A 21,470-nucleotide genomic window follows, 5' to 3' on the forward strand; every position below is an offset into this window, starting at 1 on the left:
ACATTAAAAGAAAGAATTTTTATATCGTTCGATAATGTCGTTGACATTATCCAAGTCCGTTGTTAAGATAAACATGAAATCAAAACACGACCTCATATAATCTTGGGAATATGGCCCATAAGTTTCTACCCGGCTGCCGTAAACGGCCGGACTATGCAGGAAAGTGATAAACAGCTGACATGGATATCGCAGAAGCGAACGACTGACGATACGCGCGCCATGCCCGGTTTGTATTGCTTCCTCATAGTTGCAATATAAGCCGGGCTTTTTTTTCTGAAAAACAAAGCATGAGAAGGTGGGAACAGAATGCAGCCGCTAGCAGGAATCATCATGGGAAGCACCTCCGATTGGGAGACAATGAAACATGCATGCGACATACTTGACGAACTTCACATTCCTTATGAAAAACAGGTAGTATCCGCGCATCGGACGCCTGATTTGATGTTTGAATATGCAGAAAGCGCCAGAGACAGAGGCTTAAAAGTCATTATTGCCGGAGCCGGTGGAGCGGCGCATCTGCCGGGTATGACGGCGGCCAAAACGACACTTCCGGTGATCGGCGTACCGGTTCAGACAAAATCGCTTAACGGGCTTGATTCTCTTCTGTCTATCGTACAGATGCCCGGAGGCGTGCCGGTCGCGACGACGGCGATCGGAAAAGCGGGCGCAGTGAACGCGGGTCTGTTAGCCGCGCAGATTTTGTCGGCATTTGACGGTGACATTGCGGATAAACTAGAGGCGAGAAGAAATGCGACAAAACAAACGGTGCTGGAAAGCAGTGATCAGCTTGTCTGATAAAAAAACGATTTATCCCGGCGCCGTCATCGGCATTATCGGAGGCGGACAGCTCGGAAAAATGATGGCTGTCGCCGCAAAACAGATGGGCTATAAAGTCGCAGTCGTCGATCCCGTGAAAGACTCGCCATGCGGACAGATCGCCGATATTGAGATTACCGCCCAGTATAATGACCGTGAAGCGATTCAAAAATTGGCCGGAGTCAGTGACATCATTACGTACGAATTTGAAAATATCGATTACGAGGCGCTCAACTGGCTCAAAGAACATGCATATCTTCCCCAGGGAAGCGAGCTGCTGCTTATCACCCAAAACAGGGAAACGGAAAAAAAGGCGATTCAGTCAGCAGGCTGTCAAGTCGCTCCTTATCGGATCGTAAACAGCGGACGGGAGCTTGAGGAAGCTGTTCAGGCACTGGGGCTCCCGGCGGTGCTGAAAACATGCCGCGGCGGATATGACGGCAAAGGCCAATTTGTCATTAAGGAAGAAGGACAGACAGACGAAGCGGCCGCCCTGCTAGAAAACGGCACGTGCATACTGGAAAGCTGGGTATCGTTCCGGATGGAGCTTTCCGTTATCGTGACGAGATCGGTGCACGGTGAGATTTCAACCTTTCCGGCTGCTGAAAATATCCACAAAAATAATATTCTGTTCCAAAGCATCGTGCCCGCGAGAGCGGAGGAAACGGTTCAAAAGCGGGCAGAGGCGCTTGCCGTTCAGCTCGCGGAGAAATTGGAGCTTGTCGGGCCGCTTGCGGTGGAAATGTTCGTCACAGAAGACGGAGACCTTTTGATCAATGAACTGGCGCCGCGTCCTCACAACTCCGGGCATTATACGCTCGACCTTTGTGAAACGAGCCAATTCGAACAGCACATCAGAGCGGTCTGCGGACTTCCTCTCGGCAGAACCGATCTTCTCAAACCGGGAATGATGGTGAATCTGCTCGGTGAGGAAGTGAAGCTTGCGGAGGAGCATACGGAGCTTTTAAAAGAAGCCAAACTGTACCTGTACGGAAAACATGAGATTAAAAAAGGCCGCAAAATGGGGCATATGACATTTTTGCGGAAGCCTGATGAAACATGGATTCAGGACATCACGAACATATGGATGAAAAGAGACGGAGGACGAGCATAATGATCGAACGTTATTCAAGACCTGAAATGTCCGCGATCTGGACGGACGAAAACAGATACCAGGCATGGCTGGAAGTCGAGATTTTAGCCTGTGAAGCCTGGGCTGAGCTTGGCGTCATTCCGAAAGAAGACGTCAAGGTCATGCGCGAAAACGCGTCTTTTGACATCAACCGCATTTTGGAAATCGAGCAGGATACGCGCCATGACGTCGTTGCATTTACCCGCGCGGTTTCAGAATCATTAGGCGAAGAAAGAAAATGGGTTCACTACGGCCTGACGTCAACAGATGTCGTGGATACCGCTCTTTCCTATCTATTAAAACAGGCGAATGAGATCTTGCTCAAGGACATTGAGAGATTTGTTGACATTATAAAAGAAAAAGCGAAAGAACATAAATACACGGTCATGATGGGCCGCACGCACGGCGTACACGCGGAACCGACGACTTTCGGCCTGAAGCTCGCGCTTTGGCACGAAGAAATGAAACGCAACCTTGAACGTTTCAAGCAGGCAAAAGAAGGGATCGAAGTCGGGAAGCTTTCCGGCGCGGTCGGCACATATGCAAATATTGATCCGTTCGTAGAGCAGTATGTCTGTGAAAAACTCGGGCTGAAAGCGGCGCCGATTTCCACTCAGACATTACAGCGCGACCGTCATGCGGATTACATGGCGGCACTGGCTTTGATCGCGACGAGCATTGAAAAATTCGCAGTGGAAATCCGCGGTCTCCAAAAGAGTGAAACACGTGAAGTGGAAGAGTTTTTTGCTAAAGGACAAAAAGGCTCATCGGCTATGCCTCATAAACGGAATCCGATCGGGTCGGAAAATATGACAGGCATGGCGCGCGTGATCCGCGGGTACATGCTGACGGCATACGAAAATGTACCGTTATGGCATGAGCGTGATATTTCTCATTCATCAGCTGAGCGCATCATTCTTCCTGACGCGACAATCGCGCTGAATTACATGCTGAACCGATTCAGCAACATCGTCAAAAACTTAACGGTATTCCCGGAAAATATGAAACGCAACATGGACCGCACACTCGGTTTAATCTATTCTCAGCGCGTGCTGCTCGCTTTAATTGACACGGGTCTGCCTCGTGAAGAAGCATATGACACGGTTCAGCCGAAAGCGATGGAAGCGTGGGAAAAACAAGTTCCGTTCCGCCAGCTTGTCGAAGCGGAGGAAAAAATCACGTCCCGCCTCACACCGGAACAGATTGCCGATTGCTTTGACTACAATTATCATCTGAAAAACGTCGACTTGATCTTTGAGCGTTTAGGTTTATAGAAGAAGCCAGCCGGAGGCGGCTTCTTCAGCCGCCGTAGATTGAATATTCCCAACATTCGGGTTAGGAGGCCTTCCGTGAATATTGTGAACAATAATCTTCTTTATGAAGGAAAAGCGAAGCGAATTTATCAAACTGAAGACGAACAGATTCTCCGCGTGGTCTACAAGGATTCCGCAACAGCCTTTAACGGTGAGAAAAAAGCGGAGATCAGCGGAAAGGGCCGTCTGAACAATGAAATTTCAAGCCTGATTTTCAAACATCTGCATGCCAAAGGAATTGACAACCACTTTGTGGAGCGTGTTTCAGAATCAGAGCAGCTCATCAAAAAAGTGAGCATCATTCCGCTTGAAGTCGTGGTCAGAAACATTGCCGCCGGAAGCATGTCGAAACGTCTCGGCATCCCGGAAGGAACAGAGCTCCCGCAGCCGATTATCGAATTTTACTATAAGGATGACGCACTCGGCGATCCGCTCATCACAGAAGATCATATCCGGCTCTTAAAAGCGGCGGCTCCTGAGCATGTCGAAACGATCAAATCGATTACAAACCAGGTGAATCAAGAACTTCAGCATATTTTTGAAGACTGCGGGGTCAGATTAATAGATTTTAAGCTGGAATTCGGCTTAGACGCAGAGGGACGGGTGCTTTTAGCGGATGAAATTTCTCCTGACACGTGCCGTCTGTGGGACAAAGACACAAACGAAAAGCTCGATAAAGATTTGTTCAGACGGAACCTGGGAAGCTTAACCGACGCATATGAAGAGATTTTCAAAAGACTGGGAGGCATTCATCATGTATAAAGTGAAAGTTTATGTCAGCTTAAAAGAAAGTGTGCTCGATCCTCAAGGAAGCGCAGTGCAGCATGCATTGCACAGCATGACCTACAATGAAGTGCAGGATGTGCGCATCGGAAAATACATGGAGCTGACGATCGAAAAATCTGACCGCGATCTTGACGCGCTCGTGAAAGAAATGTGTGAAAAGCTCCTTGCCAATACAGTCATTGAAGACTACCGATATGAAGTTGAGGAGGTTGTCGCACAGTGAAATTTGCGGTGATTGTGTTACCCGGCTCCAACTGTGATATTGATATGTTTCACGCCGTAAAGGACGAACTCGGCGAAGAAGTCGAGTATGTCTGGCACGAGGAAACAAGCCTTGACGGATTTGACGGCGTGCTCATCCCCGGCGGGTTTTCATACGGCGACTACTTGAGATGCGGCGCCATCGCCAGATTCGCAAACATCATGCCGGCCGTGAAAAAAGCGGCTGCCGAAGGAAAACCGGTTCTCGGCGTCTGCAACGGATTCCAGATTCTGCAGGAGCTCGGACTTCTGCCCGGCGCCATGAGACGCAACAAAGATTTAAAGTTCATATGCCGCCCGGTTGAATTAATCGTACAGAACGGCGATACGTTATTCACATCTTCCTATGAAAAAGGACAATCGATTACGATTCCGGTTGCCCACGGCGAAGGCAATTTCTACTGTGATGACGAAACGCTTGAAAGATTAAAAGAAAACAATCAAATCGCCTTCACATACGGCGGCGATATTAACGGAAGCGTCAGCGGCATTGCCGGCGTCGTGAATGAGAAAGGCAACGTATTAGGCATGATGCCTCACCCTGAGCGCGCAGTCGATGAACTGCTCGGCAGCGCAGACGGTCTTACATTGTTCCGGTCTATCGTGAAAAATTGGAGGGAAACTCATGTCGCTACTGCTTGAACCAAGTAAAGAACAAATAAAAGAAGAGAAACTCTATCAGCAAATGGGTGTCAGTGATGACGAGTTCGCACTCATTGAATCTATTATCGGAAGATTGCCGAACTACACGGAAATCGGGATTTTTTCCGTGATGTGGTCAGAGCACTGCAGCTATAAAAACTCAAAACCGGTTTTACGCAAATTCCCGACTAGCGGCGAACGCGTGCTGCAGGGTCCCGGAGAAGGCGCGGGAATCGTTGACATCGGTGACAATCAGGCGGTCGTGTTCAAAATTGAATCTCATAACCACCCGTCAGCGCTTGAGCCATACCAAGGTGCTGCGACGGGAGTGGGCGGCATTATCCGTGACGTTTTCTCAATGGGCGCCCGTCCGATAGCTGTATTAAACTCTCTTCGATTTGGTGAACTCACTTCACCTCGTGTGAAGTACTTGTTTGAAGAAGTAGTGGCGGGAATCGCGGGATACGGAAACTGTATCGGCATCCCGACGGTCGGCGGAGAAGTGCAGTTTGACGCAAGCTATGAGGGCAATCCGCTTGTCAATGCAATGTGCGTCGGCTTGATTGATCATAAAGATATTAAAAAAGGCCAGGCGAAAGGTGTCGGCAACACGGTCATGTACGTCGGCGCTAAAACGGGCCGCGACGGCATACACGGCGCTACTTTCGCATCAGAAGAAATGTCAGATTCATCTGAAGAAAAACGTTCCGCGGTGCAGGTCGGCGATCCTTTCATGGAAAAACTTCTCCTGGAAGCATGCCTTGAAGTCATCCAATGCGATGCCTTAGTCGGCATTCAGGATATGGGGGCGGCCGGTCTGACAAGTTCGAGTGCTGAAATGGCAAGCAAAGCCGGCTCCGGCATTGAAATGAACCTTGATCTCATTCCGCAGCGGGAAACGGGTATGACCGCTTACGAAATGATGCTTTCCGAGTCTCAGGAACGCATGCTTCTCGTCATTGAACGCGGACGTGAACAGGAAATTGTCGATATTTTTGATAAATATGACCTTGAAGCGGTTTCCGTAGGTCATGTGACGGATGATAAAATGCTCCGCCTCCGCCATAACGGAGAGGTTGTTTGCGAACTTCCGGTCGACGCACTGGCGGAAGAAGCGCCTGTATACCACAAACCGTCAGCAGAACCCGCGTACTACCGCGAGTTTCAGGAAACAGAAGTTCCCGCGCCTGAAGTAAAAGATGGGACAGAGACGCTTTTTGCCCTGCTGCAGCAGCCGACAATTGCCAGCAAAGAGTGGGTGTATGATCAATATGACTACATGGTGCGCACAAATACGGTGGTCGCTCCGGGCTCTGACGCGGGAGTGCTCAGAATCCGCGGCACGAAAAAAGCGCTGGCGATGACGACGGATTGCAACGCCCGTTATTTATATCTTGATCCAGAAGAAGGCGGAAAAATCGCCGTTGCCGAAGCGGCGCGCAACATCGTATGCTCCGGCGCCGAACCGCTTGCGGTCACGGATAATCTGAATTTCGGAAACCCGGAAAAACCTGAAATTTTCTGGCAGATCGAAAAAGCGGCCGACGGCATCAGCGAGGCGTGCAATGTTCTCAGCACACCCGTCATCGGCGGTAACGTATCACTTTATAATGAATCGAACGGAACGGCCATCTACCCGACGCCTGTTATCGGCATGGTCGGCTTAATTGAAGATACCGCTCATATTACGACACAGCATTTCAAACAAGCGGGAGATCTTGTATACGTGATCGGCGAAACAAAACCTGAGTTTGCCGGAAGCGAACTGCAAAAAATGACAGAAGGCCGCATTTACGGCAAAGCGCCGCAAATCGATCTTGATATAGAGCTGTCACGCCAAAAAGCATTGCTTGACGCGATTAAAAAAGGTTTCGTTCAATCCGCGCATGACGTATCTGAAGGCGGCTTAGGCGTAGCGATTGCAGAAAGTGTCATGACGACGGAAAACCTTGGCGCCAACGTGACTGTTGAAGGGGAAGCGGCATTATTATTCTCTGAATCTCAATCACGCTTCGTCGTTTCGGTCAAAAAAGAACACCAAGCGGCGTTTGAAGCGGCTGCGGCTGATGCGGTTCATATCGGTGAGGTAACGGCTGACGGACTTCTGGCGATTCAAAACCAGGACGGACAACAATTGGTTCACGCGCAAACGAAAGAACTTGAGCGCGCGTGGAAAGGAGCTATTCCATGCTTGCTGAAATCAAAGGCCTGAATGAAGAATGCGGTGTGTTTGGCATCTGGGGACATGAAGAAGCCCCGCAAATTACGTATTACGGCCTCCACAGCCTCCAGCACAGAGGACAGGAAGGCGCGGGAATTGTCGCGACTGACGGTGAAAAACTGACGGCGCACAAAGGCCAAGGGCTGATCACTGAAGTATTTCAAAACGGCGAGCTCAGCAAAGTAAAGGGAAAAGGCGCGATCGGGCATGTTCGTTACGCAACGGCTGGAGGAGGCGGATATGAAAATGTTCAGCCGCTCCTGTTCCGTTCGCAAAACAACGGCAGCCTCGCGCTCGCCCATAACGGAAACCTGGTCAACGCCACACAGCTGAAGCAGCAGCTTGAAAACCAAGGGAGCATTTTTCAGACTTCCTCCGATACGGAAGTGCTGGCTCATCTGATTAAACGCAGCGGACACTTTTCGCTGAAGGATCAAATCAAAAATTCGCTATCTATGCTGAAAGGCGCTTATGCCTTTTTAATCATGACTGAAACAGAGATGATCGTAGCGCTTGACCCGAACGGACTCAGACCGCTGTCAATCGGCATCATGGGCGATGCTTATGTGGTCGCTTCAGAAACGTGCGCATTTGATGTTGTCGGCGCAACGTACCTTCGTGAGGTAGAGCCGGGCGAAATGCTGATCATCAACGATGAAGGCTTGAAATCAGAGCGTTTTTCCATGAATATCAACCGTTCCATCTGCAGCATGGAGTACATTTATTTCTCAAGACCTGACAGCAATATCGACGGCATTAACGTGCACAGCGCCCGGAAAAACCTCGGGAAAATGCTTGCCCGGGAGTCCGCGGTTGAAGCGGATGTCGTCACAGGCGTGCCTGATTCCAGTATTTCTGCGGCCATCGGCTATGCCGAGGCGACGGGCATCCCGTACGAACTCGGTCTCATTAAAAACCGTTATGTCGGCAGAACGTTTATCCAGCCGTCACAGGCTCTCCGTGAGCAAGGCGTCAGAATGAAGCTGTCCGCCGTCCGCGGTGTTGTCGAAGGAAAACGGGTCGTCATGGTTGATGATTCCATCGTGCGCGGGACGACAAGCCGCCGGATTGTCACAATGCTCAGAGAAGCGGGGGCGACAGAGGTGCACGTCAAGATCAGTTCACCGCCGATCGCTCATCCGTGCTTCTACGGTATCGACACATCAACCCATGAGGAGCTGATCGCTTCTTCTCATTCCGTGGAAGAAATCCGTCAGATCATCGGTGCCGACACGCTTTCTTTCTTAAGTGTAGACGGATTGTTAAAAGGAGTCGGCCGAAAATTTGAAGACACCAATTGCGGACAATGCCTCGCTTGTTTTACGGGCAAATATCCGACGGAAATTTATCAGGATACAGTGCTTCCTCACGTAAAAGAAGCGGTGCTGACAAAATAAAATGTGAAAATGACATAAAGGCAGCGGGAATTCAGGCTGCCTTTCTCTTTCTGCCTTTTTAGGAGAAACGAATTGACAAGGAGTGATAGGGATGTCTGATGCTTATAAAAATGCCGGAGTTGACATCGAAGCCGGATACGAAGCCGTCAAACGAATGAAAAAACACGTGGAGCGCACGAAAAGGCTCGGCGTTATGGGAAGCCTGGGCGGTTTTGGCGGAATGTTTGATCTGTCAGAGCTTCCGTATCAAAAGCCTGTTTTAATTTCCGGAACAGACGGTGTCGGCACCAAACTGAAACTCGCATTTTCAATGGATAAGCATGACACGATCGGCGTCGATGCGGTCGCGATGTGTGTAAACGATGTGCTTGCCCAGGGAGCGGAGCCGCTGTTTTTCCTTGATTATTTGGCGGTCGGCAAGGCTGATCCGGTGAAAATTGAGCAGATCGTTCAGGGTGTGGCGGACGGATGCGAGCAGTCAGGATCAGCGCTTATCGGCGGTGAGACGGCGGAAATGCCGGGGCTGTATACGTCTGATGAATACGATATTGCGGGCTTTTCAGTCGGCGTCGCGGAAAAAGACGAAATCGTCACCGGTGAACATATCGAAGAGGGGCATCTCTTAATCGGACTTACTTCAAGCGGCCTTCACAGCAACGGATTTTCCCTGGTGAGAAAAGTGCTTCTTGATGACGGCGGACTTGATTTGGATACTGTCTATGAACCGTTTGCGCGTCCTCTCGGAGAAGAATTGCTGGAACCGACGAGGATATACGTGAAGCCGGTGCTCAAGGCGGTGAAAAGCGGTAAGGTGGACGGCATGGCGCATGTGACAGGCGGAGGATTCATCGAGAATATCCCGCGGATGCTGCCGGACGGATTGAGCGCGGAAATTGATCACGGATCATGGCCGATCCCGCCGATTTTTCCGTTTCTGCAGGAGCACGGCAAGCTGAAAGAAGAAGAAATGTTCAATGTCTTTAATATGGGCATCGGTTTTGTCCTTGCCGTTAAAGAAGAAAACCTGACAGACGTCATCAGCACGCTTGAAGCTCAGGGCGAGAAGGCTTATCTGATCGGCCGGGTCAAGCGGGGCGAAGGCATTTCTTTCGGCGGTGCGGCTCTTTCATGAAAAAGTTTGCGGTATTTGCTTCAGGAAACGGATCGAACTTCGAGGCCATTGCCAAACGCATGAGAGAAGAGAAGTGGGATGCGGAGCTCTCGCTTCTCGTGACGGATAAGCCTCAGGCAAAGGCGGCGGAAAGGGCGGAGGATTTACATATCCCGTCATTCGCCTTTGAACCGTCATCTTTTGAAAACAAAGCGGCCTTTGAACGGGCCATTATTGAACAGCTGCGCCTGCACGGGGCGGAATTAATCGTTCTCGCCGGCTATATGAGACTGATTGGAGATACGCTGCTTGAAGCATACGGAGGACGCATTATTAATATACATCCCTCGCTTCTTCCGGCATTCCCTGGGATTGACGCTGTCGGACAGGCGTATCGGGCCGGTGTGAAAGTGGCGGGCATTACCGTTCATTACGTCGACGAAGGCATGGACACCGGACCGATTATCGCGCAAAAAGCATTCGAAATACAGGAAAACGATACGCTTGAAGACATAGAGCATACAATACACGAGCTTGAGCACAAATGGTATCCGAGCGTTGTGAAGCGGCTGCTGGGACTAAATAACAGAGGTGAAAAGGCATGACAATCAAACGCGCACTAATCAGTGTTTCTGATAAAACAAATCTCGTACCTTTCGTAAAGGAACTGACAGAGCTCGGCGTCGAAGTCATTTCGACCGGAGGAACAAAAAAACTTCTTCAGGAAAACGGTGTGGATGTCATCGGCATTTCAGAAGTGACCGGATTTCCTGAAATTATGGACGGACGGTTAAAAACACTCCATCCTAATATTCACGGCGGTCTGCTTGCCGTAAGAGACAATAAAGAGCATATGGCGCAGATCAATGAACACGGCATTGCACCGATTGACCTTGTGGTCGTCAACCTTTATCCGTTTAAAGAAACGATTTCAAAAGAAGACGTAACATACGATGAAGCGATAGAAAACATTGATATCGGCGGTCCCGGCATGCTGCGCGCCGCATCGAAAAACCATCAGGATGTGACGGTCATCACAGATCCGGCCGATTACAGCTCCGTGCTCAATGAGATGAAAGAACACGGCGGCGTTTCGCTCAAAAGAAAACGCGAGCTTGCGGCCAAAGTATTCCGCCATACCGCGGCATACGACGCATTAATCGCTGATTACTTAACACGCGAGGCCGGTGAGAAAGACCCTGAGCAATTCACTGTTACTTTTGAGAAAAAACAGTCGCTCCGCTACGGTGAAAACCCTCACCAAGAGGCGGTTTTCTACCAAAGCGCACTTCCTGTCTCCGGTTCCATCGCAGCGGCAAAACAGCTTCACGGCAAAGAGCTTTCTTATAACAATATTAAGGACGCGGATGCGGCCGTTCAAATCGTCCGGGAATTTACAGAACCCGCAGCTGTTGCCGTTAAACATATGAATCCATGCGGAGTCGGTACGGGAGCTTCAATTGAGGAAGCATTCAATAAAGCGTATGAAGCTGATAAAACCTCCATTTTCGGCGGCATCATCGCGCTGAACCGTGAAGTTGATCAGGCAACGGCTGAAGCCCTTCACGGCATCTTTTTAGAAATCATTATCGCCCCTTCTTTCAGTGAAGAAGCGCTGAACGTGCTGACGGCGAAGAAAAACCTTCGTCTGCTCACGCTTGACGTGACCGCATCAGGAAAGAAAGAAAAACAGCTGACTTCCGTACAGGGCGGTCTTTTGATTCAAGATTTAGACATCCATGGATTTGATGACGCCGACATCAGCATCCCGACAAAAAGAGAGCCGAGCGAGCAGGAATGGGAAGATTTGAAGCTGGCCTGGAAAGTCGTCAAACACGTGAAATCCAACGCGATCGTCCTTGCAAAAGACCATATGACGGTCGGTGTGGGCGCAGGACAGATGAATCGCGTCGGTTCAGCCAAAATCGCCATTGAGCAGGCCGTAGAAAAAGCAAAAGGCAGCGCGCTCGGATCAGACGCGTTTTTCCCGATGCCGGATACAGTCGAAGAAGCCGCAAAAGCCGGTGTCACGGCGATTATCCAGCCCGGCGGATCGGTCCGCGATGAAGATTCGATTAAGAAAGCGGATGAATACGGAATCGCCATGGTATTCACCGGCATCAGACATTTCAAACATTAAGGGGGGAACGAAGCGTGAATGTATTGATTATCGGAAAAGGCGGCAGAGAGCATACATTGGCTTGGAAAGCGGCGCAAAGCCCGCTTGTTGACACGGTGTACGCCGCGCCCGGAAATGACGGTATGACAGACTGCGCGACGCTGGTCAACATTGGAGAAAGCGATCATGCCGCACTCATTGCGTTTGCGAAAGAACATCATGTCGGCCTGACGATTATCGGCCCCGAAGTTCCTCTGATTGAAGGGATAGCCGACGAGTTTGAAAAAGCCGGACTGCTTGTTTTCGGACCGTCTGAAAAAGCGGCTATTATTGAAGGAAGCAAACAGTTTGCCAAGGATTTAATGAAAAAATACGGCATTCCGACGGCGGAGTACGAGACGTTTACTTCATTTGAAGAGGCGAAAGCATATGTACAGCAAAAAGGCGCGCCGATTGTCATTAAAGCGGACGGGCTTGCCGCCGGAAAAGGTGTCACAGTCGCGATGACGGAAGAAGAAGCGATTGAATGCCTGCACGATTTTCTTGAGGATGAGAAATTCGGGGAGGCGAGCGCATCTGTTGTCATTGAAGAGTTTCTCGCCGGCGAAGAATTTTCTTTAATGGCGTTTGTAAAAGGGGAGACCGTCTATCCGATGGTCATCGCTCAAGATCATAAACGCGCCTTCGATGGAGACAAAGGGCCGAATACGGGCGGAATGGGAGCCTACTCACCGGTGCCGCACATTTCCGATGATATCGTCAGAAGCGCAGTCGAAACGATTGTGAAGCCGGCGGCAAAAGCAATGGTGAAAGAGGGGCGCTCCTTCACGGGCGTGCTGTACGCGGGGCTGATTCTGACGGAAGACGGATCAAAGGTCATTGAATTCAACGCGCGCTTCGGAGATCCGGAAACACAGGCCGTCGTGCCGAGAATGGAATCGGACCTCATTCAGGTGCTCTTAGATCTTCTGCATGAGAAAGATGTTGACCTAAGATGGAAGGATACGGCCGCGGTCAGCGTTGTCCTGGCTTCTGAAGGCTATCCGGAAGGCTATGCGAAAGGGACGCCGATCGGCAGTTTGACGTCCGCTGAAGACGGGATCGCCGTTTTTCATGCCGGAACGAAAAAAGACGGCGGACAATTTGTTACGAACGGCGGCCGGGTCGCCAATGTCACGGCATTTGCTGAGACATTTGAAGCGGCGAGGGATAAAGTGTACAGCGCCGTTTCGGGGCTGACAAAACCCGGACTGTTTTACAGAAGCGATATCGGCGCCCGTGCGCTGAAAGCATCGCAGCGATAAAGAGGAAACCCCCGCGTCTTAAAAGATGCGGGTTTTCTTCTGAATGACGACTAAGATTGTCATGCAGTCTTGAATTCTGTCCCGGCTTTTGTGATGCCGGGATCGCCGGCAGATTCTTCTCATACTCGCGGGACAGGAGAAAAAAATAACAAGCCGAAACGGCTTGTTATTTTTCTTGCTGATGGCTGTCATCCTGATTCATTCCGGCTTGGAACATATATGTCACCGGACAGAAGCGGAGGATGCCGGACGCCGCTTTCATCGCGCCCATCATCATACAGAAGAGATGCATCTTGCACCAAGGTTTTCTCGTGTATTTTGCTGAAGCGGCAGACAAAATGGTGAGGCCGCAAGTGATGCGCATAACGGCGTTTAATAAACTGATATTCGGTTTCATCATTTCAGCTCCCTTAGAAAAAGTTTTTCATTCATCTTCAATAATTTGTAACGTTTTAGCCGTGCGATAATTGTGCGGATGTGATACGATGGGTCTAATATAAGCGAAGGAGAGTATGTGAATGTCCGAACGTACCTTTAACTGGAAAAATAAAGACATCAGATCACAGGCGGATGTTGTAGACTCAAAGCTGCTTCCAACGCTACTTTTACGGGATGCTCTCGTATTAAATCCTTTTTTAAAACAATGGCTGAAAAAGAACGTCTGGATTTACGGAGACCGAATTGTATATGTTGGTCATGAGCTTCCTGATGCAGCAGAGCACATTCATACCATAAATTGTGAAGGAAAATACATTGTGCCAGGTTACATTGAACCGCATACACATCCTTTTCAAATATATAATCCCCAAACGCTCGCCGAATATGTGTCTCAATTCGGAACAACGACGTTTGTTAATGATAACTTGTTTTTTCTTTTGCACAGCGGTAAAAAGAAAGCGCTTACTATATTGGAAGAACTAAAAAAACAGCCGGTGCAATATTTCTGGTGGTCCAGATATGATCTGCAGACTGAAGTGCTGAATGAGGACCAGCTCCTTTCTTTTGATGTCCGCAAGCAATGGATTGAGCATCCGGATGTCATTCAAGGCGGAGAATTGACCGGATGGCCGCGCCTCATGGACGGCGATGACTTGATGCTTCATTGCATGCAGGCGACAAAGAAACTGCGCAAGCGGATAGAAGGGCATTTTCCCGGAGCTTCTGAAAAAACACTGACGAAGATGAAACTGTTCGGGGCTGATTCTGACCACGAGGCGATGAATGGCGACGAGGTGATGAGACGGCTTGAATTGGGTTACTATGTTTCGCTCAGACATTCATCCATCCGCCCTGATCTGAGAACGATTTTGCAGGATCTCCATCAAAAAGGCTTCCGGCATTATGATCATTTCTTTTACACGACGGATGGAGCGACGCCGCATTTTTATAAAGGCGGCATGACGAATGAATTAATCAAAATCGCTTTGGAGGAAGGGGTTCCGGCGATTGACGCCTACAATATGGCCTCCTTTAATATCGCGAAATATTATCAGATGGATGACTTTCTCGGTGTGATCGGTCCGGGCCGGCTTGCTTCATTGAACATTCTCGATGACCCGATGAATCCGGACCCGGTCACGGTGATCTCCAAAGGCATCCTGCTGAGGGAAGACGGCCGAAATATGAATGCGTTTACAGAAACGGATTGGAAAAAGGGCGGTCTTGTCCCTCTTGAGCTTTCATATGATATGACGATGGATGATTTACAGTTTTCAATGCCGATGGGTGTGATAATGCGCAACGCCGTCATTATGGAGCCGTATATGATTGCGATTGATAATTCTGTTGACCAGCTTTCTTTTGATCATGATGAATGCTATCTCACGCTTCTCGATAAGCATGGAAAATGGCGGGTCAATACAATGCTGAAAGGTTTTGCCGATCGGGTGCAGGGCTTTGTCAGTTCCTACACGACAACCGGAGATATTATCGCTGCCGGAAAAAATAAAGAAGATATCCTGCTCGCTTTCTCACGGATGAAAGAAATCGGCGGCGGAATCGTGCTTGCCGAAAACGGGAAGGTTCTTCATGAGATTCCCCTCGCTTTAAACGGTTCTGCATCCGCGGAGAATTATGAAGAAGTGCTTGAGAAAGAGCAAAAACTGAGGACGCTGCTGGAGGAGCGGGGCTACCGATTCTGCGATCCGATCTATACGCTGCTCTTTTTGCAGAGCACACACCTGCCTTATATCCGCATTACGCCGAGAGGAATATTCGACGTGATGAAAAAAACTGTACTCTTTCCATCGATAATGCGTTAAAATATAAAAGCAGGGAGCCGACATATGAAAAGATGGAAAACCGTTTGTATGCTTTGTTTTGCGTTTTTGCTGCTTGCCGCCTGCCGGCAGAACAATGCCGATCAGGTGCAGCCGAAAGAAGCGGAAGCTCCTTTAACGGGGCTGAAAACTGAGCAGAAGCTTGCAGAACGCCGTCCGATTGCAGTCGCAGTGAACAATCATCCGAAGGCGAGGCCCCAATCCGGGCTGTCAAAGGCGGATGTTGTCATCGAAGCGCTCGCGGAGGGCCGGATTACGCGGTTTCTCGCGATTTTTCAAAGTGAGATGCCGGAAACGGTCGGGCCTGTGCGGAGCGCGAGGGAATATTTTGTCACGCTCAGCAGCGGGTTTAACAGCATATTTGTCCATCATGGCTGGAGTCCCGGCGCTAAAAAGCAGCTGGAGTCCGGAACTTACGATTATATAAACGGTTTGGATTTTGACGGCAGCCTGTTTTGGAGAGCCGATTTCAGCAAGCCGCCCCACAATTCCTACACGTCGTATGACAATATCAGGAAGGCGGCGGAACAAAAAGGATACAAGCTGAACGGAAAAACAGAACCGCTCCCATTTCAGACATCAGATGCAAAACCCGGAAACGAAACCTACAATATTCGGATAGATTATGGAACACAAAACGTTACAAATCTTGTCGAATACGATTATGATAAAAAAGCTGATGCTTATACAAGAAGCTCTGATGGTGTGAAAGCGACAGACCGGGAGACCGGAAAGCCTTTAGCCATGCACAACATTTTTATTGTTGAAGCCGGCCATCGCATGACAGACAAAGATGGAAGGCGGGCCATCGATATTCAGTCAGGGGGGAAGGGCCTCCTGCTTCAGCACGGCGATGTTATGGAGTCAGACTGGGAATATAAAGACGGCCGTATTCTGCCCGTAAAAGGCGGTGAGATTCTTCCGTTTGTGCCAGGAAAGACATGGATTAATATCGTGCCTGATCTCGATGCAGCTTCCATTAGTAAAGGAGAAGGTGTTTGACGATGCAAATCGATAAATTACGCGGAAAAGAACTGGACCAGTTATTTTTATCTATTTTATCGCTGAAAGATCTGGAGGAATGCTATCGTTTCTTTGACGATCTTTGTACGATTAATGAAATCCAATCGCTGGCGCAGCGTTTGGAAGTGGCGAGAATGCTCCGCGAAGGAAATACGTATCACAAAATTGAAAGCGAAACGGGTGCTTCCACAGCGACGATTTCCCGGGTGAAGCGCTGCTTAAATTACGGGAACGACGCCTATGAAATGGCGCTTGACCGCGTAAACAAAGGAGAATCCTCCTCAGCTACGTAAAAAACCGCTCTGCCGATGACGGCAGGCGGTTTTTTTATGCGTGCTGATTCAAAAGGCCGGGAAGTTCCCTCAGGCTTCCGTCTTCCTCCCGGTATACGATGTGTTCAGCTGAGAAATGAATCGGCGAGCTGATACCCGCCGCCGCGGCAAGATGAAACAGCCCTTCACGCAACGAGAGCACGTAGTTGCAGACGCGATGCTGTTTATCCTCGATACTGAGCGCGCGCTGAAGTTTTGGATCGGTTGTCGCCACTCCGACAGGACAATGATTGGTGTGGCATACTTGAGCGCGGATACAGCCGACTGAAAACATCATTCCCCGGGCAATATTGACAAAATCCGCGCCTAACGCGAGGGCAACGGCAATCTTATCGGGAGTGAGCAGCTTTCCGGATGCGAAAATTTTCAGCCTATCTCTTATACCGTATGTCTTCAAAAGGCCGTCAACAAGGGGGAGGCCGGTCAGAATCGGCAGGCCGACGGAATCCGCCAGCTCATGGAAAGAAGCTCCCGTTCCCCCTTCACTGCCGTCAATCGTAATAAAGTCGGGAAGTTTGCCTGATGAACTCATACAGGAAATAAGGTCTTCAAGGTCTTTGCGGCTGCCCGGGACAATTTTGATGCCGACCGGTTTTTCACCGACAGTTCTTAATTTCTCAATGAAATCAAGCATGTCCGGAACATTTGAGAACTCGTTGAAGCGGTTTGGACTGTCAATGGATTGTCCGGGCTGCACATTTCTGATGGCGGCAATTTCTTCGGTCACCTTTGAACCGTCAATATGACCGCCTCTTGCTTTAGCCCCTTGCGCAAGCTTTAATTCAAAGGCTTTAATCTGCTCGAGGCGGCTTTTTTTCTTAAATTCTTCCCATGAAAATTCTCCATCTTCAGTGCGCACGCCGAACAGCCCGGGGCCGATTTGGCAGATAATATCCGCGCCGCCTTTCAAGTGATACTCAGACAGGCCGCCTTCGCCTGTATTCATCCATGTGCCGCCGGCCTGGTGCAGCCCTTTTGACAGGGCGGTGATTGCCCGGTCGCCAAGTGAGCCGTAGCTCATCGCTGATTGTCCGATTAACCCTTTTACATAAAACGGTTTCTTGCATGTGTCGCGGCCGATCACTTGCACATCGTCCGGATGCAGGTAATAAGGGTCCGCTTTTGCTTTTTCGCGGTGTTCGCTGCGTTTCAGCAGGTTGTCTTTGTCAATCTTGTATACCATCGTGTCGATCTTCGGCGTCTGATCTGTGCGCAGCTCCTCCCTTTGTTTCGGGAAGAGGGCGTTACGGATATAATAGCCCGGCTGATCGAAATCCCGTTCTGAGCCGAAGCCCATCATTCTGCTTTTATACTTTCCCGACATGACCGTCTGTTCATATTCTCTCCGGGAAAACGGCTGTTCTTCGTTATCATTGCTGAATAAATACTGCCGCAGCTCAGGTCCGATTTTTTCAAATATATAGCGCAGTTTTCCCGCTGCGGGATAATTGCGCAGCACTGAATGTTCTTCCTGCTTTTCGTCTCTTATGTAAATCCAGAGAAACAATGCGGCGGGAACTAAAATAATAAAAATCAATATACAAATCAGTACGATAATGGCTTGTTCCATTGAGATCAGACTCCTTGCCTTTTTTCTCTTTGACATTCCACATTTTGTCTGTTTTCAAACATAGCCGTTTCCCGTCCGGCGGAGCGCAATCTTTTTTTGTGAATCAGGTGAATGACGTCTTTTTCCGTTTTTCCGGGCCAAACGAATTTGTTATAATGTTTAAATGGCAAGAAACGAATGGAGGAACGAAAACGCATGTACGATGTTAACGAGTGGAAGCATGTTTTTAAACTCGATCCGAATAAAGATTTACCGGATGAACAGCTGGAACGGCTTTGTGAATCAGGGACTGACGCCATTGTGATCGGAGGAAGCGACAATATCACCGAGGACAATGTGCTGAGACTGATGTCAAAGGTGCGGCGGTTTTTAGTGCCGTGCGTACTTGAGGTGTCGACGATTGATTCCATTGTGCCCGGGTTTGATCTTTATTTCATTCCGAGTGTGCTCAACAGCAAAAAGGCGGACTGGATTGTCGGCATGCATCATCAGGCGATGAAAGAATACGGAGAGCTCATGTCAATGGAGGAAATCGTGACGGAGGGCTACTGCATCGTCAACCCTGATTGTAAGGCGGCCGCTTTGACGGAGGCGGATACACATATAGAAACAGAAGATATTCTCGCCTATGCGCGGGTCGCGGAACATTTGCTTCATCTCCCGATTTTTTATCTGGAATACAGCGGGATGCTGGCGGACATAGAAACGGTGGAGAAAACGAAGGCTGTGCTGGACAAGTCCGTTCTGTTTTACGGAGGCGGCATTAAAGACGCGGAAACGGCGGAACGGTTCGGCCGTCATGCCGATGTCATCGTTGTCGGAAATGCCGTATATGAAGATTTTGATCAGGCGCTCAAAACGGTGGCGGCTGTAAAGACAAAGTAGCCAAGCGGACGAAATTGATTTATGATAGAACATATGTTTGATAGGCGGTGAACGGATATGAATTACATTAGCAATCAATTATTAAGCGGATTAAATCCCGTTCAGCAGGAAGCGGTCAAGACGACGGACGGTCCGCTGCTTCTGATGGCGGGCGCGGGAAGCGGAAAAACACGTGTGCTGACGCACAGAATCGCATACTTAATGGCGGAAAAACACGTGGCGCCATGGAACATTCTGGCGATTACATTTACAAATAAAGCCGCCAGAGAAATGAAGGAGCGGGTGGAGAGCATTCTCGGACCCGGCGCGGATGAAATCTGGATTTCCACCTTCCACAGCATGTGCGTGCGGATTCTGCGCAGGGATATTGACAGAATCGGCATCAACCGAAACTTCTCCATTCTTGATACGGCTGATCAGCTTTCCGTTATTAAAGGGATTTTGAAAGAGCGGAATATCGATCCGAAAAAGTTTGATCCGAGAAGTATTTTAGGCTCCATCAGCAGCGCAAAAAACGAGCTGATCGAACCTGAGGAATTCGCAAAAACGGCCGGCGGCTACTACGATCAGGTCACGAGTGACGTGTATACCGATTATCAGAAAAAACTGCTGAAAAACCAATCGCTCGATTTTGATGATTTAATCATGACGACGATTAAGCTTTTTGAGCGTGTGCCGGAAGTGCTTGAGTTTTATCAGCGCAAATTTCAGTACATTCACGTAGACGAGTATCAGGATACGAACAGGGCGCAATACCTCCTTGTGAAGCAGCTTGCGGCCCGTCTTGAAAATATCTGCGTCGTCGGTGACTCCGACCAGTCCATTTACAGATGGCGCGGGGCGGATATCGCGAATATCCTTTCCTTTGAAAAAGATTACCCGAGCGCAAACGTGATTCTGCTCGAGCAAAACTACCGCTCAACAAAGCGGATTCTGCAGGCGGCTAACGAAGTGATCAAAAACAACTCAAACCGCAAGCCGAAAAACCTGTGGACGGAAAATGACGAAGGCATCAAGCTTTCTTATTACAGCGGCGACAATGAATTCGGCGAAGGCCAATTCGTCGCGGGCAAAATTTATGAGCTGCACAGCTCGGGCCGGCGGAAGCTTTCCGATATCGCAATTTTATACCGGACAAACGCCCAGTCGCGCGTCATTGAGGAAACCCTTTTAAAATCCGGTCTGAACTACAATATCGTCGGCGGAACCAAGTTCTACGACAGGAAAGAAATTAAAGACATTCTTGCATACCTGCGCCTTGTGTCAAACCCGGACGATGACATCAGTTTTACGCGGATCGTCAATGTGCCGAAGCGTGGCGTCGGCGCCACTTCGCTAGAAAAAATCGCGTCATATGCGGCGATGAACGGAATGTCAATGTTCCAGGCGATCAAACAGGTTGATTTCATCGGCGTCAGCGCAAAAGCGGCAAACGCGCTTGACGGCTTTGGCGCGATGATTGAAAATCTGACGAACATGCAGGATTACCTGTCCATTACGGAACTCACGGAAGAAATTCTCGAGAAAACGGAATACAGAGAAATGCTGAAGGCCGAAAAATCAATCGAAGCCCAAAGCCGCCTTGAAAATATCGACGAGTTTCTTTCCGTGACGAAAAACTTCGAACAAAAAAGCGAAGACAAGTCTCTCGTCGCGTTTCTGACCGATCTGGCGCTGATCGCGGATATTGACCAGCTCGACCAGAAGGAAGAAGAAGCAGGCGGAAAGGATGCCGTCACTTTAATGACACTGCACGCCGCTAAGGGGCTTGAATTTCCAGTCGTGTTCTTAATGGGCATGGAAGAAGGCGTGTTCCCGCACAGCCGCTCCCTGATGGAAGAAGCCGAGATGGAAGAAGAACGCAGGCTCGCATATGTAGGCATTACGAGGGCGGAAGAAGAACTGTATTTAACGAATGCCAAAATGCGAACCTTATTCGGCCGCACCAATATGAATCCGGAATCCCGCTTTATCAGGGAAATACCTGGCGATTTATTGGAGAACCTAAATGAGAAGAAAACACCTCGCATGCAGCCGGGACGAAAAGTGCAGCCGAAACGCGGGCCCGTATCCCGTCCCGTTTCCTACGCGAACAAAACAGGCGGCGACTCGCTCAGCTGGGCGGTCGGCGATAAAGCGGGCCATAAAAAATGGGGCACCGGAACGGTTGTCAGCGTAAAAGGAGAAGGCGAAAGCACCGAGCTTGATATCGCATTCCCGAGCCCAGTCGGCGTGAAGCGTCTGCTTGCAGCTTTTGCGCCGATTGAAAAGCAGTAACC

General features: G+C 49.5%; 19 protein-coding genes and 1 riboswitch. Of the genes, 17 read left to right on the forward strand and 2 right to left on the reverse strand.

The features are described from left to right. Positions 1–72 precede the first annotated feature (72 nt). A riboswitch (purine riboswitch) is annotated at positions 73–174 on the forward strand. A 132-nt stretch (positions 175–306) separates the two neighbouring features. The 12 genes from purE to purD all read left to right on the forward strand — a co-directional run bounded on the left by purE (position 307) and on the right by purD (position 13,102). Then, entirely contained in the window at positions 307–795 is a 489-nt protein-coding gene (gene purE, locus AC2CGA_RS17000) for a 5-(carboxyamino)imidazole ribonucleotide mutase (RefSeq protein WP_003155768.1), read from the forward strand. Then, positions 749–1,930, forward strand: coding sequence for a 5-(carboxyamino)imidazole ribonucleotide synthase (gene purK, locus AC2CGA_RS17005; RefSeq protein WP_014304544.1), 1,182 nt, complete (start codon positions 749–751; stop codon positions 1,928–1,930). Before purE ends, purK begins: the two co-directional genes overlap by 47 nt. Further along, positions 1,930–3,222: an adenylosuccinate lyase gene (gene purB, locus AC2CGA_RS17010; protein ID WP_007408896.1), complete on the forward strand. Its 1,293-nt coding sequence runs from the start codon at positions 1,930–1,932 to the stop codon at positions 3,220–3,222. The genes purK and purB overlap by 1 nt, the downstream gene beginning before the upstream one ends. 75 nt (positions 3,223–3,297) lie before the next feature. Continuing rightward, positions 3,298–4,023 (forward strand): phosphoribosylaminoimidazolesuccinocarboxamide synthase, encoded by a 726-nt coding sequence (gene purC, locus AC2CGA_RS17015; RefSeq protein ID WP_088037573.1) that lies wholly within the window; start codon positions 3,298–3,300, stop codon positions 4,021–4,023. Beyond that, positions 4,016–4,270: a phosphoribosylformylglycinamidine synthase subunit PurS gene (gene purS, locus AC2CGA_RS17020; protein WP_003155758.1), complete on the forward strand. Its 255-nt coding sequence runs from the start codon at positions 4,016–4,018 to the stop codon at positions 4,268–4,270. Before purC ends, purS begins: the two co-directional genes overlap by 8 nt. After that, positions 4,267–4,950 carry a phosphoribosylformylglycinamidine synthase subunit PurQ gene (gene purQ, locus AC2CGA_RS17025; RefSeq protein ID WP_015388591.1) on the forward strand — a complete coding sequence of 228 codons (684 nt, stop codon included), beginning with the start codon at positions 4,267–4,269 and terminating at the stop codon, positions 4,948–4,950. The genes purS and purQ overlap by 4 nt, the downstream gene beginning before the upstream one ends. Continuing rightward, entirely contained in the window at positions 4,934–7,162 is a 2,229-nt protein-coding gene (gene purL, locus AC2CGA_RS17030) for a phosphoribosylformylglycinamidine synthase subunit PurL (RefSeq protein ID WP_003155755.1), read from the forward strand. The genes purQ and purL overlap by 17 nt, the downstream gene beginning before the upstream one ends. Then, positions 7,138–8,568, forward strand: a complete 1,431-nt coding sequence (purF, locus tag AC2CGA_RS17035) for an amidophosphoribosyltransferase (protein ID WP_003155754.1) — start codon at positions 7,138–7,140, stop codon at positions 8,566–8,568. The genes purL and purF overlap by 25 nt, the downstream gene beginning before the upstream one ends. A gap of 91 nt (positions 8,569–8,659) precedes the next feature. Next, positions 8,660–9,700, forward strand: coding sequence for a phosphoribosylformylglycinamidine cyclo-ligase (gene purM, locus AC2CGA_RS17040; protein WP_015388588.1), 1,041 nt, complete (start codon positions 8,660–8,662; stop codon positions 9,698–9,700). After that, complete coding sequence (gene purN, locus AC2CGA_RS17045) at positions 9,697–10,284, forward strand: phosphoribosylglycinamide formyltransferase (RefSeq protein WP_484480251.1); 588 nt, start codon at positions 9,697–9,699, stop codon at positions 10,282–10,284. Before purM ends, purN begins: the two co-directional genes overlap by 4 nt. Beyond that, positions 10,281–11,819, forward strand: a complete 1,539-nt coding sequence (gene purH, locus AC2CGA_RS17050; RefSeq protein ID WP_046559406.1) for a bifunctional phosphoribosylaminoimidazolecarboxamide formyltransferase/IMP cyclohydrolase — start codon at positions 10,281–10,283, stop codon at positions 11,817–11,819. Before purN ends, purH begins: the two co-directional genes overlap by 4 nt. A 14-nt stretch (positions 11,820–11,833) precedes the next feature. Continuing rightward, positions 11,834–13,102, forward strand: a complete 1,269-nt coding sequence (purD, locus tag AC2CGA_RS17055; protein WP_025853963.1) for a phosphoribosylamine--glycine ligase — start codon at positions 11,834–11,836, stop codon at positions 13,100–13,102. A gap of 166 nt (positions 13,103–13,268) precedes the next feature. Here the strand turns inward: purD and AC2CGA_RS17060 are convergent, their stop codons facing one another. Next, positions 13,269–13,499, reverse strand: a complete 231-nt coding sequence (locus tag AC2CGA_RS17060; RefSeq protein ID WP_003155749.1) for a YgaP family membrane protein — start codon at positions 13,497–13,499, stop codon at positions 13,269–13,271. Positions 13,500–13,620: 121 nt separating this feature from the next. On the opposite strand from AC2CGA_RS17060, the gene AC2CGA_RS17065 reads away from it, so the two are divergent. From AC2CGA_RS17065 to AC2CGA_RS17075, 3 genes are read left to right on the forward strand one after another with little or no spacing between them, the layout of a single operon-like run. Next, positions 13,621–15,363, forward strand: coding sequence for an adenine deaminase (locus tag AC2CGA_RS17065; RefSeq protein WP_014304550.1), 1,743 nt, complete (start codon positions 13,621–13,623; stop codon positions 15,361–15,363). A 24-nt stretch (positions 15,364–15,387) separates the two neighbouring features. After that, positions 15,388–16,383 carry a DUF3048 domain-containing protein gene (locus tag AC2CGA_RS17070; protein ID WP_014304551.1) on the forward strand — a complete coding sequence of 332 codons (996 nt, stop codon included), beginning with the start codon at positions 15,388–15,390 and terminating at the stop codon, positions 16,381–16,383. Positions 16,384–16,385: 2 nt separating this feature from the next. Continuing rightward, positions 16,386–16,697 (forward strand): YerC/YecD family TrpR-related protein, encoded by a 312-nt coding sequence (locus AC2CGA_RS17075; RefSeq protein WP_003155745.1) that lies wholly within the window; start codon positions 16,386–16,388, stop codon positions 16,695–16,697. A 34-nt stretch (positions 16,698–16,731) separates the two neighbouring features. Here the strand turns inward: AC2CGA_RS17075 and AC2CGA_RS17080 are convergent, their stop codons facing one another. Further along, entirely contained in the window at positions 16,732–18,306 is a 1,575-nt protein-coding gene (locus AC2CGA_RS17080) for an FMN-binding glutamate synthase family protein (protein WP_003155744.1), read from the reverse strand. Positions 18,307–18,501: 195 nt separating this feature from the next. On the opposite strand from AC2CGA_RS17080, the gene pcrB reads away from it, so the two are divergent. Together pcrB and pcrA are read left to right on the forward strand one after the other, a co-directional pair. Then, the gene (pcrB, locus tag AC2CGA_RS17085; protein ID WP_003155740.1) at positions 18,502–19,191 is read left to right on the forward strand and encodes a heptaprenylglyceryl phosphate synthase; all 690 of its coding nucleotides are present in this window, start codon (positions 18,502–18,504) and stop codon (positions 19,189–19,191) included. Between the two features lie 57 nt (positions 19,192–19,248). Beyond that, complete coding sequence (gene pcrA / locus AC2CGA_RS17090; protein ID WP_015388585.1) at positions 19,249–21,468, forward strand: DNA helicase PcrA; 2,220 nt, start codon at positions 19,249–19,251, stop codon at positions 21,466–21,468. The last annotated feature ends 2 nt before the right edge of the window (positions 21,469–21,470 follow it).

The organism is Bacillus sp. SYZHCR11 (assembly GCF_057196865.1).

Coding starts and splice junctions, on each gene's coding strand:
- pcrA (WP_015388585.1), top strand. CDS start 19,249: ATGAATTACATTAGCAATCAATTATTAAGCGGATTAAATCCCGTTCAG.
- purL (WP_003155755.1), top strand. CDS start 4,934: ATGTCGCTACTGCTTGAACCAAGTAAAGAACAAATAAAAGAAGAGAAA.
- AC2CGA_RS17075 (WP_003155745.1), top strand. CDS start 16,386: ATGCAAATCGATAAATTACGCGGAAAAGAACTGGACCAGTTATTTTTA.
- purH (WP_046559406.1), top strand. CDS start 10,281: ATGACAATCAAACGCGCACTAATCAGTGTTTCTGATAAAACAAATCTC.
- purK (WP_014304544.1), top strand. CDS start 749: ATGCGACAAAACAAACGGTGCTGGAAAGCAGTGATCAGCTTGTCTGAT.
- purN (WP_484480251.1), top strand. CDS start 9,697: ATGAAAAAGTTTGCGGTATTTGCTTCAGGAAACGGATCGAACTTCGAG.
- AC2CGA_RS17060 (WP_003155749.1), bottom strand. CDS start 13,499: ATGAAACCGAATATCAGTTTATTAAACGCCGTTATGCGCATCACTTGC.
- purE (WP_003155768.1), top strand. CDS start 307: ATGCAGCCGCTAGCAGGAATCATCATGGGAAGCACCTCCGATTGGGAG.
- AC2CGA_RS17080 (WP_003155744.1), bottom strand. CDS start 18,306: ATGGAACAAGCCATTATCGTACTGATTTGTATATTGATTTTTATTATT.
- AC2CGA_RS17065 (WP_014304550.1), top strand. CDS start 13,621: ATGTCCGAACGTACCTTTAACTGGAAAAATAAAGACATCAGATCACAG.
- purB (WP_007408896.1), top strand. CDS start 1,930: ATGATCGAACGTTATTCAAGACCTGAAATGTCCGCGATCTGGACGGAC.
- purS (WP_003155758.1), top strand. CDS start 4,016: ATGTATAAAGTGAAAGTTTATGTCAGCTTAAAAGAAAGTGTGCTCGAT.
- purM (WP_015388588.1), top strand. CDS start 8,660: ATGTCTGATGCTTATAAAAATGCCGGAGTTGACATCGAAGCCGGATAC.
- pcrB (WP_003155740.1), top strand. CDS start 18,502: ATGTACGATGTTAACGAGTGGAAGCATGTTTTTAAACTCGATCCGAAT.
- purF (WP_003155754.1), top strand. CDS start 7,138: ATGCTTGCTGAAATCAAAGGCCTGAATGAAGAATGCGGTGTGTTTGGC.
- AC2CGA_RS17070 (WP_014304551.1), top strand. CDS start 15,388: ATGAAAAGATGGAAAACCGTTTGTATGCTTTGTTTTGCGTTTTTGCTG.